We start from the raw sequence: 14,201 nt of genomic DNA on the forward strand, positions 1-14,201 counted from the left end.
CAAACTATTTTCAAACGGGCGGCTAACTCGCCGCCGATCCCACCGGCCGCAAGACGATCTGGCCGTCCCGGCGGTCGGCCTCAAGGTCATAAAGGTCGGCGACAGCGGCCACGAAGGCTTCGGTATCGCCGCTGTCGAAGGCGCCACTGACCTGGCGGTCGGCCAGCCCGGGCGCGTCCAGGCTCACCTTGGTGCGGCCATAGCGGTTGACCTCGGCGATGGCGCTGGCGAGCGGGGTCTGGTGGAACGTCAGCCGGCCGCTGGTCCAGCTGGTCGCGGCGGCGACATCAATGCGCCGGACCTGGTCAGGGGCGGTGGGCTTGGCCTCGGTCACCCGCAACTGTTCGCCCGGCGCCATGGTCCACTGGCGGTCGCCTTCGGTCTGCCGCACCCGGACCTTGCCCTCGACCAGGGTCACCTGAACCCCGCCGGCGTCCCGACGAACATCGAACCGCGTGCCCAGCGCCCGCACCTCGGTGTCGTCGGCCGCAACGGTAAAGGGCCGCGCCGCATCATGCGCTACGTCGAAGAAGGCCTGGCCGCGGCCGAGATGTATCTGTCGGGCGTCGTTGCTGAAGCGAACGCGCACCTGGGTGTCGGTATCGAGACGCAACTGGCTACCGTCCTCCAGACGCACGATGCGCTGCTCCCCCAGGCCGGAGCTATAGGTCTGACCGCCGAGACCCGCGAGCACCGCGGCGGAGAGGCTGAGCAGGCCCAGGCCGAGCAGAGCCAGGACCGCGAACTTCAGCGGTGAGCGGACCACCAGTTGCAGCCAGTCCCCGAGGCTCCTGCCCGTGCGCGCGGGGGTGAGCGCCTCTTCGATCGCGCTGGCAATGTCGGTGTCGGTGGTCAAGGGTTCGGCCGCTTTCCAGATCGCCTCCAGGTGGGCATAGGCCGCTGCGTTGCCAGGCGTGCCCCGCCAGACGCGAAAGTCGCGCAAGGCGTCGGTGGAGACGGTCTTGGAATTCAGGCGCGCGAACCACTCGGCCGCTTCAAGGCGCGCGCGCTCATCATCTGCCGAGGCTTGTGCGCTCATGGCGTTCCCGGTCGGCTAGTCGCGCAGCAGCGCGGCGCAGTGGGCCAGGGCCTTGGTCATTCGCCACTCGACCGTCTTGACCGACACGTTGCAGCGTTCTGCAATCTCTTCATAGCTCAGACCCGCGAACCGGCTCAAGACAAACACGTTCCGGTAGAGCTTCGGCATCGACAGGATGACCTGTTTCAGGAGGAGGGCGGTCTCCTGGTCGGGCGCAGCCCAAGGCTCATTCTCAGCATAGGCCTCATCGAGCGACAGGTGGGCGCCCCCTTGGCGCTTCTGACGTCTTATCTCGTCGCGCGCCAGGTTGGTCGCGACGGTCATAAGCAGGGCCTTGGGGTGACGGATTGGGATGGGGGCGGTCGCGAGCCGGACGAAGGTCTCCTGCGTCACATCCTCAGAATTGGCGAGGCCCTTAGCGGCGAGGGCGCGCGAAATCCGCTTGGCGTGGGCGGCGTAGAGCCCGCCCAGCCGTTCCTGAAATTCCCTCACCCATGACATGGCTTGGCGTCCAGGGCGTTCGGCTCAGCCGTTACGGCGGACGGCAAGCTCTACCGTTCGAACCGCATAGGGCGGAGGGGATTGAAAGCTGCTGCGTGTTGAGCGGCAAAGATTGGTAAATGCGGACATTCCAGTGGCCGAACCGAGATGGGACTTAAGTGAAGGTGATTATAACACCTTATAAGGTAGAATAAACACCTTATAGTGGCATTGATCGTCGCCCATCCCGTCTGGTGACCGCTATGGTCACTGCTGCACAAATCAGAGCGGCGCGAGCTCTGTTGGGATGGTCGCAACAGGAGTTGGCGGACAAAGCGATTGTGTCCGTAAACGCGATCAATCGGCTGGAACGCGAGCAGGTCGACTCGAAAATGAGTACCTTTTCTGCGGTGGAACGCGCCCTTCAACGAGCCGGCGTTGAATTCATTTCCGCGGCCGAAAAGGGTGAGGGAGTGCGCTTCGTTCGGGCAGACCGGTAGCGCTAGACACCGGCAAGCGGCAACCAGTGCAGGCCAAGGCTGCCCCGAGACCTGCCCGGCATTCGTCCGTGGAGCGAAGAGACGCCCAACTGTTGGTCGCGACGTCCGCAAAGGCTCACAGCACCTCTCACGAGGCGACCTATTGTGGTGTGGCTCCAGTTGGATATCAGGCTCCTCAGAGCCCGCGGCAGGTAGGGTCGCGACCACTTCGGCTCCACGACCGGCAAGCGGTGCCGCTGGCCTGGGCGGGGCTTTCTGCGCAGGGCCTCGGGGACTGGCCGCATGGGCGCCGCGATCGCGCTATGGGCTCTTGGGTCTTCTTCTGACGGGCTGCTTCGCTGCCTGAACCTAGCTCCTACGGCCGGTGTTCTTCAGTTGGGAAGGCCGCCATGGTGCGTTGGGGCCGACATCATCAACCACTCAGCTCGGTCATCGTCCCTACTGCTGGTGGGGAGAGGGTGAGTTCGAGACTCAGTCCTTGCCCGCGAGCCCTTCGATGATCGGGCAGTCAGGGCGCTTGTCGCCGTGGCAGTTGCGCACCAGATGCCGCAGCGTGTCGCGAAGTTCGGTCAGTTCAGCGAGCTTGCGGTCGATCTCTGTCAGCTTGGCCTTGGCGATCGCCTTCACATCCGCGCTCTCGCGATCCTTGTCGCTGTAGAGCGACAGGAGCTGCCGGCATTCTTCGACCGAAAAGCCGAGGCTGCGTGAGCGCTGGAGGAAGCGCAGGCGATGCACGTCAGACATCGAGTAGTCCCGATAGCCATTGTCCGCGCGATCGGCGAGCAGCAGGCCGATGTCCTCGTAGTAGCGGATTGTCTTGGCTGACAGGCCCGATTTTTCCGATGCGTTTCCAATGTTCATGAGGCGATTTCCGATCCGACGTCCGTCAGCATAAAGGTTCTAGTTCATGGAAGGTCAAGGGCGAGCCGGGGAGGTCAGCCGCCGGCCGCCACAACGGGACCGGCGGCGACGCGCAGCGGCGCCTTGAAGCGCTTCAACCGCATGGCGTTGCCCAGCACGAAGACGCTCGAGAGGGCCATGGCCCCGGCCGCCAGCATCGGTGATAGCAGCGTGCCGGTGATGGGGTAGAGGACGCCCGCAGCCACCGGAATCAGGCTGGCGTTGTAGGCGAAGGCCCAGAACAGGTTTTGACGGATGTTGGCGATGGTCGCTTTCGACAAGGCGATCGCGTTGCTCACGCCCAGCAAGTCACCGGACATCAGCACCACGTCAGCGCTCTCAATGGCCACGTCCGTGCCGGTGCCGATGGCGATGCCGACATCGGCCTCGGCTAGGGCCGGAGCATCGTTGATGCCATCGCCGACAAAAGTCACGGCCCGGCCGCCGGCGCGCAGGCGCTTGATGGCCTCAACCTTGCCGTCCGGCAGCACCTCGGCGACCACCTCGTCGATGCCGAGTTGGGCGGCGATGGCCTCCGCCGTGCGGCGGTTGTCGCCGGTGATCATCGCCACCTTGAGGCCCAACTCATGCAGGGCGCGGATGGCCTGGGGCGTGGTCGGCTTGATCGGGTCAGAGACGGCGATCACGGCGGCCAGCCTGCCGTCGATGGCGGCATAGAGCGGGGTCTTGGCCATCTCGCCCATGCGGACAGCGGTCTCGGCGAACGGCCGCACGTCGATACCCAGCTGGACCATGTGGCGGTCTGCGCCGACAGCGATGCGATGGCCGCGGACCACGGCGTTGACACCATAGCCGGGCACAGCATCAAAGGCGCTGACCTCGTCGAGAGCGAGCCCTTCGGCCTGGGCGGCGGCGACGATGGCGGCCGCCACAGGGTGTTCGGACTGCCCCTCGACGGCGGCGACCAGCGATAGGACTTCAGCGCGCTCAAAGCCTTCAGCGACTTCCAGATCGGTCATCACCGGCTTGCCGGCCGTGAGCGTGCCGGTCTTGTCCAGCGCCACCACCTGGACAGACTTCAGCGACTGCAGCGCCGCGCCGTTGCGGAACAGAACCCCCAGTTCGGCGGCCCGGCCGGTGCCGACCATGATCGAGGTCGGCGTGGCGAGCCCCATGGCGCACGGGCAGGCGATGATCAGCACCGCCACCGCATTGACCAGCGCGAAGGCGACGCCCGGCTGCGGCCCGAAGACCAGCCAGACGGCGAAGGTAAGGGCGGCCGCGACCATGACCGCCGGCACGAACCAGGCGGTGACCTTGTCGACCAGGGCCTGGATCGGCAGCTTGGAGCCCTGCGCCGTCTCGACCATGCGGATGATCTGGGCGAGCAGCGTGTCCGCCCCGACCTTGGTGGCGCGATAGGTGAAGCTGCCGGTCTTATTGATCGTGCCGCCGATCACCTCAGCCCCCGCCTCCTTCATGACCGGGATCGGTTCGCCGGAGATCATGGCTTCGTCGACGAACGACGAGCCGGACAGCACGACGCCGTCGACGGGGACCTTGTCGCCCGGGCGCACCTGGATGACATCGCGGGCGGCGACGTCTTCAAGCGCCACGTCGACGAATTCGCCGTTGCGCTCCACCCGGGCCGAGTTGGCCTGCAGGCCCATCAGCCGCTTGATCGCCTCGCTTGTGCGCCCCTTGGCCTTGGCCTCGAGGACGCGGCCCAACAGGATCAGGGTGATGATCACCGCCGAGGCTTCGAAATAGACGTTGGCTGTCCCGGACGGAAGCACCGCGGGCGAGAAGACGGCGACCACCGAATAGGCCCAGGCGGCCGTCGAGCCGAGCACCACCAGCGAGTTCATGTCAGGCGCCAGGCGCGCCAGGGCCGGCACGCCCTTCCTGTAGAAGCGCAGGCCCGGACCGAACTGTACGATCGTCGCCAGCACGAAGAAGGCGATATAGAGCGGCTGCTGGCCCAGGGTCATCACCAGCCAGTGATGCAGCGCCGGGATTGCGTGGGCGCCCATCTCAAGCACGAAGATCGGAAGGGTGAGCACCCCGGCGATCCCGAGATCGCGCTTGAGGTGGGCCATCTCGCGGTCTCGGGCTTCCTCCCGGCTGTCGGTGGCCGCGGCGGCGCCGGCGCTGCTACGACGAGGCGCATAGCCCGCCTTGCGGATGGCCGCGTCGATGGCCGCCCGGGGCGCGTCGCCGGCCAGGGTCTCGATCGTGGCGCGCTCGGTGGCGAGGTTCACCGAGGCCTTTAGGACGCCGGGGACTGCAGCGATGGCGAGTTCGACCCGGCGCACGCACGACGCGCAGGTCATGCCCTCGATCTCAACCTCCGAGGTCGCGACGGGAACCTCATAGCCAGCCCCCTTGATCGCGGCGATCACCCCGCCGGCGTCAGGCTTGACGCCGGCGTCGAAGGTGACGTCGGCGGCTTCGGTCGCGAGGTTCACGGTCGCGGCGGCCACACCCGGCGCCTTGGCGATGGCGAGCTCGACGCGGCGCACGCAGGACGCGCAGGTCATACCGGCGATCGGGAAGTTTTGTCTGACCGAGACGCCGGTCAGGTTGGAGGGAGCGTTCATGGAACTGGTCCTCTGAGTATCGTTCGACCCGAGGTCTAATGCTTCCAGTCACTGGAGGGTCAATGGGGGTGTTTGAGATTTATTCTCCTCGCTTCAAGCGATGGAAAATATTGACCAAACGACAGTCCGCGGCAGCCGCGCCGATCCTAGGATTGTCACCACAATTTCGGAGAAATCGCCGCTTGACCTTCCAGCAGGGGGAAGCCCGAAGGTGGTCCTGCGGCCCTTCGTCGGCCTGCATATGAGGAGTTTGAAATGTTGAAGCTAAAGGTCCCGGACATGACTTGCGGCCATTGCGCGATCGTCGTCTCTCAGGCGGTGCATAGCGTGGACACCAACGCCAAGATCGACATTGATGTGGGGACGAAAGCTGTGTCGATCACGACGTCGGCTGACCCGGCCGAGGTGATCCAGGCGCTGGCCGCCGCCGGCTATCCCGCCCAGCCCGACTAGGCCGCGCCCCAACAGGCAAGGGACGCGAGAGGAGTTGGACCCGAAGCGCCGCCCTAAGGCTTCGGCATGGCCGCTTTTGAAGACCAATGGACGTGGACAATCTTCCAAGCGCCCGACACCCGCCGCAGGACCATCGTCTCTGTCGTGATCCGGTCGATGTCGCGGTCCTTGTAGCGACCCTGCGTTCGACCTTCGCTGGCGACCCATGCCAGATCACCGCCGGAGCCACCGCTTCGGCGAGTCATGTGCGAGCCGACCGCCTTGGCGAACACGGCGTCGGCGGGAAGGTGGTGACCGGCGTACTCCGCCTTTGATCGTTCGGCCTCGCCCTCTTCGAAGACGACGAGAGCGTCGGAGAGGTACTCGGCTGCTGCTGTTGTGTCGCCCCGTTCAAGCGCGGCGTGGAAGGCGTCCACGACCCCGGCGGCGGCTGAATCGTAGGTAGGTTGCGACGATGCCGCCGGCTTGGCTGGTCCTGTCGGATGGGCCACAGCTACAGTTGCGGTCGCGGTCATCACGACAGCTACGAAAAGCGCCCCGAAGCCGATCCTTGCCGTACCCATCGCGCGGTTCCGAGGGCTTGTTGTCCGAGGCATGAGACACTCCGCGTAACGGGTCTGACGATGCAAGAGGTAGGCTGGTTTGTGACCCTAGCATCCCCCCTGGCTTGAGCGGAATCAAAGCAGACCCGATGCAGGGAAGACATCCTCCCTTCGATAGAACGGGCATACCAATTGTGGCTTGGGCGGCGGTCGCCGCGTTCGCGGCTCCTGGGCGCTCAGCAACAGGAACGCGCACTGGGGAGCCTGCATGACTGGTGATGAACTCGGAGCCGAGGATCGCGATGCGGTGCTCAACAGGGAGTGCTTCTGCGTCACCTTGGACAGCGCCAAGCTGCTGACGGCGATCCAGGCGGAAGCCTCCGATCCGGATCTTGCGGCGCCTCTGCTCGTGGCTCGGCCGCATCTCTTCGCGGCCATGCCGGTATTCCTGGCGGAGCACGACCTGAAGGCCATGCTCGACCTGATCGCAGCTGTCGAGGCGACTGCCGCCGATCCTATCTATCAAGCCCAGGTCTTGGCGTGGGCGCCTGCGATCGCGCGGCATGACTTCGGTCCGCGCGGGGCCTTCATGGGCTACGATTTTCATCTTGGCGCCGATGGGCCCAAATTGATCGAGGTCAACACCAACGCCGGCGGCGCCTTCCTGAACGCCTTCCTGGCCCGCGCACAGGGCGCCTGCTGCCGAGAAGCCGAGGATGCGATGCGGGCCGCGCCGATGGCGGAGTTCGACACCGCAGTCTGGGAGATGTTCCTGGCGGAGTGGTCCGCGCAGGGCCGGACAGATCAGCCGCGCTCGATCGCCATCGTCGATGACCGACCGCGAGAGCAGTATCTGTTCCCTGAATTCCTGCTGGCTCAGCGGTTCTTCGAGCGCCACGGCGTGAAGGCCTGGATAGCCGATCCCCGTGAACTTCGCTTTGCCGATGGTCTGTTGCAGTACGAGGGCGAGACGGTGGATCTCGTCTACAACCGCCTGGTCGATTTCTCCCTGACCGACCCGGGGCATGAATCCCTGCGTGAGGCCTATGTCGCCGGCGCCGTGGTGCTGACGCCGGGCCCGCGCAACCACGCGCTCTTCGCCGACAAGCGGAACCTGACCCTCCTGTCGAATCCAGTCGAATTTGGCGCCTTTGAGCTTACGGCCGATCAGCGGCGGAGCCTTTCGGCAGTCCCGCGCACGGTGATGGTGACGGCCGAAAACGCTGCTGTGCTGTGGTCGGCTCGTAAGCGCTACTTTTTCAAGCCGGCGGGCGGCCATGGCGGCAAGGCAGTGTACCGCGGCGACAAGATGACCCGCGGCGTCTGGGAGGAGGTTCAGCAAGGCGGCTACATCGCCCAGGAACTGGCCGCCCCGAGCGAACGCCGCATCCGGATCGACGGCGAGATCAAGGCGCTCAAGCTCGATGTGCGCCTATACACCTACAAGGGATCGCCGCTCCTGACCGCGGCGCGGGTCTATCAAGGCCAGACCACGAATTTCAGGACGCCCGGCGGCGGCTTTGCGCCGGTCTTCGTTACCTGATCCGCGACCTTGGTGAAGACCTGCTTTGTCGCAGACTGGGGTCGAGGGTCTGCGAGAGGAGCTTGCGCGCGCGGTAGACGCGGGTCTCGACGCTCTTGGCGCTGATCCCAAGAATTTCGCCGGCTTCCTGCTGCGGACGGCCTTCGATCGCGGTCAGGATCAGCGGCGCTCGAAGGGCCAACGGCAGGCGGGCGATCGCGCGGTCCAGTTCGGCGAGCTGTTCCTGCTCGATCATCGCCTCGTCGGCTGAGACGGCCGCGTCCGGGCGGACCTGCGCCTCGCTGTCTTCAAAGGACCGGGATCCAAAGATCAACCGCCGCACGGCGATCCGACGTCCACGATCACGGGCCTTGTTGATGGCGATGGTCCGCAGCCACGCCCCGAAGGGACGCTCCGGGTCATAGCGCGCCAAAGCGCTCCACGCGGCGATGAACGCCTCGTGCGCCGCCTCATAGGCTTCGTCGGCGTCTCCCAGGTAGCGACGGAGAAGCCGGTACAAGGGCTCCTTGTGGCGGCCGACCAGGATCGCATAGGCGCGCTCATCTCCCGTCGCGGCCGCTGTCGCCAGCGCCGCATCGGATCGATCCGATGCGTCACTCACGACGGGTCTTCGGTAAGCGCCTTTACGACTGTGTCGTCGAAACGTGCGGCTTGTTCCGAGGTGAGAACCTGGCGCATCGCCAGCACGTGCAGGATGCTCTGCTTCTGCAGCTCGCTCATCGCGTGGTGAGATCGGTCAATCGCCTGCTGCACGGCCGGCGTATAGGCGTGGTTCGCCTGAATGGCCTGAGCAAGATCGGCGTTCGCGGCCCTCATTTCGGCTTCGAGCGCATGGCGGCGGACGGCATAGTCGCGCTCCAGGCCGCCGATCCGCCGGTCTTGCTCTGCCGTCAGGCCGAGGCTCTTGTGCATCGTCTGGTGCAACGATGCCGGGTGATGCACCTGGCCGACCACGTAGCGCGCGCCGCCCCAGGCGCCCACTGCCGCTGCGGCGACTGAGAGCACGATGGTCAGCAACAGGCCGCGGGTAGCCGGCATCACTCACCTTCAAGCAGGGTCGAGGGGGCGAGATGCGCCGTCGTCGAGAATGGGCTGACCTGCGGTGGTTGCGTGAGCGTGCTCGCCGCGGCCATGCCGCCTGTCGTCACGCCGATCGCCAGCGCCACGCCGATGGAAGCCACCCGGATAGGGGCCATGGCCCGTGCGGCCTGAATGTCCTCACGTCGCCTCGCAACGCCTTGCAGGACGACATGCTCGAAACCGTCCAGTGACCGCTCCGGCCTGGCGTCCGCCAAACGCGACATCAGATGATCCAGATCGTCCCGCATCGCAGTGTCCTTTGCCGCAGCCTACCGACTATACGAAGGACGCGCCCCCGATCCCGCAAGTCGAAACGAGGCTGGGCTGCTAGCCCCCGCTGACAAGCTCAGCGGGTCCGCTCCAGCAGCGCGATCAACTCCGAGGCCTTCTGGCGCTGCTGCTGGGTATCGCCACTGACAATGGCGCTCTCGATGCAATGGTCGAGGTGGGCTTTCAGCATCTCGCTTTCCACCTTCGCCAGGGCCGCGCGTACGGCCTGAATCTGGGTCAGCACGTCGATGCAGTAGCGGTCGTCCTCGACCATGCGAGAGATGCCGCGCACCTGACCCTCAATCCGGTTCAGTCGGTTCAGCAGCTTGGGTTTGTTGTCCTGGATCAATGTCGGTCCTCCGTGCGTTCCACATATACCCCTGTAGGGCATGGGTTGAAATACCCACCAGGGGTATATAAATGTCCCTAACGCCGGGCTGGCGTCCAGCAAAGAGGCTTGCGATGAGTTCCGATCATCAACACCACGCGCACCCCCAATCCGCTGAACCGGGCTCGAAGGTGATCGATCCTGTGTGCGGGATGAAGGTCGATCCCTTGACGACGCCCCATCACGCCGAGCATGGCGGGCACGAGTTCCACTTCTGCTCCGCCGGCTGCCGCACCAAGTTCCAGGCCCATCCGGTCCGTTACCTTGAGCCAACGGCCGCCGCGCAGCCGCCGGCCAACCCCGGCGCGATCTACACCTGTCCGATGCATCCCGAGATCCGCCAGGTCGGCCCAGGTTCCTGCCCCATCTGCGGCATGGCCCTGGAGCCGGAGACGATCACCGCCGACAGCGGTCCAAATCCGGAACTCGCCGATATGAGCCGGCGCTTCTGGATCGGCTTGGTGCTGGCCGTGCCTGTTTTCGTCCTGGAGATGGGCGGGCACATCCCCGGCCTGATGGGATTGGTCAGCTCGCACACGTCTCACTGGATCCAATTCGCGCTGGCCACGCCGGTGGTGCTGTGGGCCGGCTGGCCCTTCTTCCAGCGTGGCTGGACGTCGCTCGTCACCCGTCATCTCAACATGTTCACGCTGATCGCCATGGGGGTCGGCGTCGCCTGGGTCTACAGTGTGGCTGCGGTGCTGGCGCCCGGGCTGTTCCCGCCGGCCTTCCGGGACATGTCCGGCGCCGTGCCGGTCTATTTCGAGGCCGCTGCGGTCATCACCGTGCTGGTGTTGCTGGGCCAGGTGCTGGAACTGCGCGCCCGCGAGCAGACCTCCGGCGCGATCAAGGCCCTGCTCAACCTCGCGCCCAAGACTGCGCGCCGCATTCGCGATGACGGAACCGACGAGGAGGTCACCCTCGACCTCATCCAGGTCGGCGACCGCCTTCGCGTGCGACCCGGGGAGAAGATCCCCGTGGACGGCGCCCTGACCGAAGGGCGGGCGTCGATCGACGAGTCCCTGGTCACCGGGGAGTCCATGCCTGTGACCAAGGAGGCCGAAGGCAAGGTTATCGCCGGGTCCCTGAACAAGACCGGCTCATTCATCATGCGGGCCGAGAAGGTGGGCGCCGACACGCTGTTGTCTCGCATCGTCCAGATGGTCGCCGAGGCGCAGCGCAGCCGCGCCCCGATCCAGCGACTGGCCGATACCGTGGCGGGCTGGTTCGTGCCCGCGGTCATCGCGGTCGCGCTGCTCGCAGGTCTGATCTGGGCGCTGGTCGGTCCTGAGCCGCGCTTCGCCTACGCCCTGGTGGCGGCGGTGTCGGTGTTGATCATCGCCTGCCCCTGCGCGCTCGGCTTGGCGACGCCCATGTCGATCATGGTTGGGGTCGGCCGCGGCGCCCGCGAGGGCGTGCTGATCAAGAACGCCGAAGCCCTCGAGCGCTTCGAGAAGGTGGACACTCTGGTGATCGACAAGACCGGCACCCTCACTGAGGGGCGACCGGCCGTCACCGCCATCAAGACGGTCGCGGGCATCGAGGAAAGCGAACTCCTGCGGCTGGCGGCAAGCCTCGAGCGTGGCAGCGAGCATCCGCTCGCCGACGCCGTGCTGCGCGCCGCCAAGGACCGCGGCCTTCTGCTTTCGGAGGCAGCCGACTTCGACTCTCCCGTTGGCCGGGGCGTGATCGGCATTGTGGACGGCAAGAAGGTCGTGCTCGGCGGCGCGCCGCTGATGGCCGAGCAGGGCATCGATCTGGGCCCGTTGCTGGCTGAGGCCGAGGCGCTGCGCCAGGATGGGACGACGGCCGTGTTCGCCGCGATTGACGGACGTCTGGCCGGCGTTCTCGGGATCGCCGACCCGATCAAGCCGACCACGCCAGACGCGGTGCGGGCGCTGCTGGCCGACGGCGTCCGGCTGGTGATGATGACCGGCGACAACCGCACGACGGCGCTCGCCGTCGCCCGGAAGCTGGGCATCGAGGAGGTTGAGGCTGAGGTGCTGCCTCAGGACAAGGCCAAGGTCGTGCAGAAGCTGCGGGCCGAAGGCCGGGTCGTGGCCATGGCCGGTGATGGGGTCAATGACGCGCCGGCGCTAGCCGCCGCCGACGTCGGAGTCGCCATGGGCGCCGGGTCCGACGTCGCGATCGAGAGTGCAGGGGTGACCCTGCTGAAGGGCGATCTGCAAGGCCTGGTGCGCGCCAGGCGCCTGTCGCGCATGGTGATGCGCAACATCCGCCAGAACCTGGTGTTCGCCTTCATCTACAACGTGGCCGGGGTCCCGATCGCGGCAGGTGTGCTCTACCCGGTGTTCGGCTGGCTGCTGTCGCCCCAGATCGCCGCTGCGGCCATGGCGTTGTCGTCGGTAAGCGTGATCACAAACGCCCTGCGGCTCCGGGCCGTGAGGCTCTGAGCGTGGTTCGGCCAATCTCGATGGCAACCTTCGCTTTTCGGCGCTCGTCATGAGGGCCATGGCCGCCCTCGCGCGTATTCCTCGCAGTGCGCCGGCTCATCCCGGCGACACCTGTTCTCACGGGACCTGGGACCGTCATGAAGGATTTTGATCGCCGACAGTTGTTGCGCGGCGCGAGCGCGATCGGCGGCGGTTTGGCGCTCAGTTCTCTGCTGCCCGGGTGGGCGCAAAGCGCGACGCCCGGGGCCGCGCCGACCTTGCCAACCCTGATGGGCCCCAATGTAGATCTGCGCATCGGGCATTCAGAACTGAAGGTGGACGGCCGGGCCGGCCACGCCGTGACGATCAACGGAACTGTCCCGGGGCCTCTGTTGCGCTTCAAGGAGGGACAGACGGTTCGCCTCTCCGTGACCAACGACCTCCACGAGGACACATCCATCCACTGGCACGGTCTTCTGGTGCCGTTCCAGATGGATGGCGTGCCGGGCGTCACCTTCCCCGGCATCAAGCCCGGTCAAACCTTTGTCTACGAGTTCCCGCTCAAGCAGTCGGGCACCTACTGGTACCACAGCCACTCCGGCCTCCAGGAGGCCGAGGGCCACTATGGGCCGATCATCATCGACCCGGCCGAGCCCGACCCGGTGGCCTACGACCGGGAGCACGTCATCGTGCTGTCGGACTACAGCTTCATGCATCCCCACCTGATCTTCAAACGGATGAAGCAGCAGAGTGGGGTCTTCAACTATCAGAAACAGACCGTCGCCAGTCTCCTCGCTGGCAAGGACCAGACGCTCCAGGAGCGGGCCGAGTGGGCCAAGATGCTCATGGACCCGACCGACATCTCAGACGTGACCGGCGCGGTCCTGAACTTCCTCATCAACGGACATGGTCCGGGGGACAACTGGACGGGCCTGTTCACGCCGGGCGAACGGGTGCGCCTGCGCTTCATCAACACCGCGGCGCAGATGATCTTCAACGTCCGCATCCCGGGCCTGAAGATGACCGTCGTGGCCGCTGACGGTCAGAATGTGCGGCCGGTAGAGGTGGACGAGTTCCAGATCGCCAACGCCGAGACCTACGACGTGATCGTACAGCCTACGGAGGACAAGGCCTTCACTCTGGTGGCTGAGGCGGTGGACCGCTCCGGGATGGGCCGCGCCACTCTCGCGCCCCGCCCCGGCATGACGGCGCCGGTCCCACCGCTGAGGTCGCGGCCGCGCTCGACCATGAAGGACATGGGCATGGACATGAGCGCCATGCAGGCGCCGGCCACAGCTGGACCCGGCGACGCCATGGCCGGCATGGACCATGTCGCCATGGGGCACGACATGGCGGCGATGCCGGGTATGGCCGCGACGCCTGGAATGGCGCCGCCAAAGCCGCGCGGCTCCGATGTGATGGGCGACATGGGCGGCATGGAAATGTCCATGCGCGACCCGCAGTTTGCGCCGCAGGTGAAGATGGGGCCTGGCGTGCAGTCGATCGCGCCCCTGCCGGTCGACCGCACCGGCGAGCCTGGTCAAGGTCTCGAGAGCGTGGGTCACCGGGTGCTGGTCTACAAGGACCTCTTCGCCCTGACCCCCAACCCTGACCTTCGTCTGCCGACCCGCGCGCTGGATATCCACCTGACCGGCAACATGGAGCGGTTCATGTGGGGGTTCGACGGCCTCAAGTTCAGCGAGACCACCCAGCCCTACGCCTTCGAGGCGGGCGAGCGGGTGCGTGTGACCTTGATCAACGACACGATGATGGCCCACCCCATACACCTGCACGGGCACTTCTTCGAGCTGACCCATGCGCCGGCCGGCCACGGACCGATGAAGCACACGGTGGCCGTGCTGCCGGGCGGAAAGGTGTCCTGGGACTTCACGGCGGAGGCCGGTGACTGGGCGTTCCACTGCCACATGCTCTACCACATGCATGCCGGCATGTTTCAGGTGTTCAGAGTTCGGCCCCTGGCTGGAGGTGCGGCATGAACCGTCTCGCTCTGATCGGACTCGCGCCGCTCGTCCTGGCCGCGCCAGCCCTGGC

The 14,201-nt window shown here is 66.1% G+C and carries 14 protein-coding genes; 5 read left to right on the top strand and 9 right to left on the bottom strand.

All coding sequences use genetic code 11. The annotated features are described in order from the left end of the window. Positions 1 to 22: 22 nt before the first annotated feature. Positions 23 to 1,039, bottom strand: a complete 1,017-nt coding sequence (locus tag ACO06I_RS01085; RefSeq protein ID WP_421930791.1) for a FecR family protein — start codon at positions 1,037 to 1,039, stop codon at positions 23 to 25. 15 nt (positions 1,040 to 1,054) lie between these two features. Continuing rightward, positions 1,055 to 1,540 (bottom strand): RNA polymerase sigma factor, encoded by a 486-nt coding sequence (locus tag ACO06I_RS01090; protein ID WP_421930792.1) that lies wholly within the window; start codon positions 1,538 to 1,540, stop codon positions 1,055 to 1,057. Between the two features lie 242 nt (positions 1,541 to 1,782). Between ACO06I_RS01090 and ACO06I_RS01095 the strand changes: the two genes are divergently transcribed. Then, positions 1,783 to 2,019 carry a helix-turn-helix domain-containing protein gene (locus tag ACO06I_RS01095; RefSeq protein WP_421930793.1) on the top strand — a complete coding sequence of 79 codons (237 nt, stop codon included), beginning with the start codon at positions 1,783 to 1,785 and terminating at the stop codon, positions 2,017 to 2,019. 471 nt (positions 2,020 to 2,490) lie between these two features. Here the strand turns inward: ACO06I_RS01095 and cueR are convergent, their stop codons facing one another. Then, a complete protein-coding gene (cueR, locus tag ACO06I_RS01100) occupies positions 2,491 to 2,880 on the bottom strand; it encodes a Cu(I)-responsive transcriptional regulator (protein WP_304777600.1) in 390 nt (129 codons plus the stop codon). 74 nt (positions 2,881 to 2,954) lie between these two features. Continuing rightward, positions 2,955 to 5,480, bottom strand: coding sequence for a heavy metal translocating P-type ATPase (locus ACO06I_RS01105; protein ID WP_421930794.1), 2,526 nt, complete (start codon positions 5,478 to 5,480; stop codon positions 2,955 to 2,957). A 255-nt stretch (positions 5,481 to 5,735) separates the two neighbouring features. Here ACO06I_RS01105 and ACO06I_RS01110 point away from each other — a divergent pair, with 255 nt between their 5' ends. Continuing rightward, positions 5,736 to 5,933, top strand: coding sequence for a heavy-metal-associated domain-containing protein (locus ACO06I_RS01110; RefSeq protein WP_293497018.1), 198 nt, complete (start codon positions 5,736 to 5,738; stop codon positions 5,931 to 5,933). A 53-nt stretch (positions 5,934 to 5,986) separates the two neighbouring features. Here the strand turns inward: ACO06I_RS01110 and ACO06I_RS01115 are convergent, their stop codons facing one another. Beyond that, entirely contained in the window at positions 5,987 to 6,448 is a 462-nt protein-coding gene (locus tag ACO06I_RS01115; RefSeq protein ID WP_421930795.1) for a nuclear transport factor 2 family protein, read from the bottom strand. A gap of 295 nt (positions 6,449 to 6,743) precedes the next feature. Here ACO06I_RS01115 and ACO06I_RS01120 point away from each other — a divergent pair, with 295 nt between their 5' ends. Further along, a complete protein-coding gene (locus tag ACO06I_RS01120; RefSeq protein WP_421930796.1) occupies positions 6,744 to 8,018 on the top strand; it encodes a hypothetical protein in 1,275 nt (424 codons plus the stop codon). Here the strand turns inward: ACO06I_RS01120 and ACO06I_RS01125 are convergent. The 4 genes from ACO06I_RS01125 to ACO06I_RS01140 form a co-directional block, all read right to left on the bottom strand. After that, the gene (locus ACO06I_RS01125; protein ID WP_421930797.1) at positions 8,011 to 8,619 is read right to left on the bottom strand and encodes an RNA polymerase sigma factor; all 609 of its coding nucleotides are present in this window, start codon (positions 8,617 to 8,619) and stop codon (positions 8,011 to 8,013) included. The genes ACO06I_RS01120 and ACO06I_RS01125 overlap by 8 nt on opposite strands. Then, the gene (locus ACO06I_RS01130) at positions 8,616 to 9,056 is read right to left on the bottom strand and encodes a Spy/CpxP family protein refolding chaperone (protein ID WP_421930798.1); all 441 of its coding nucleotides are present in this window, start codon (positions 9,054 to 9,056) and stop codon (positions 8,616 to 8,618) included. The genes ACO06I_RS01125 and ACO06I_RS01130 overlap by 4 nt, the downstream gene beginning before the upstream one ends. Further along, a complete protein-coding gene (locus ACO06I_RS01135; RefSeq protein ID WP_421930799.1) occupies positions 9,056 to 9,346 on the bottom strand; it encodes a hypothetical protein in 291 nt (96 codons plus the stop codon). The genes ACO06I_RS01130 and ACO06I_RS01135 overlap by 1 nt, the downstream gene beginning before the upstream one ends. Before the next feature lie 98 nt (positions 9,347 to 9,444). Further along, entirely contained in the window at positions 9,445 to 9,717 is a 273-nt protein-coding gene (locus tag ACO06I_RS01140) for a metal-sensitive transcriptional regulator (protein WP_421930800.1), read from the bottom strand. A gap of 113 nt (positions 9,718 to 9,830) precedes the next feature. On the opposite strand from ACO06I_RS01140, the gene ACO06I_RS01145 reads away from it, so the two are divergent. Both ACO06I_RS01145 and ACO06I_RS01150 read left to right on the top strand, forming a co-directional pair. Then, a complete protein-coding gene (locus ACO06I_RS01145) occupies positions 9,831 to 12,170 on the top strand; it encodes a heavy metal translocating P-type ATPase (RefSeq protein ID WP_421930801.1) in 2,340 nt (779 codons plus the stop codon). A gap of 137 nt (positions 12,171 to 12,307) precedes the next feature. Continuing rightward, the gene (locus ACO06I_RS01150) at positions 12,308 to 14,146 is read left to right on the top strand and encodes a copper resistance system multicopper oxidase (protein WP_421933584.1); all 1,839 of its coding nucleotides are present in this window, start codon (positions 12,308 to 12,310) and stop codon (positions 14,144 to 14,146) included. Positions 14,147 to 14,201 lie beyond the last annotated feature (55 nt).

Origin of the sequence: Phenylobacterium sp. (assembly GCF_965229015.1) — a bacterium.
Classification (GTDB): Bacteria; Pseudomonadota; Alphaproteobacteria; order Caulobacterales; family Caulobacteraceae; genus Phenylobacterium.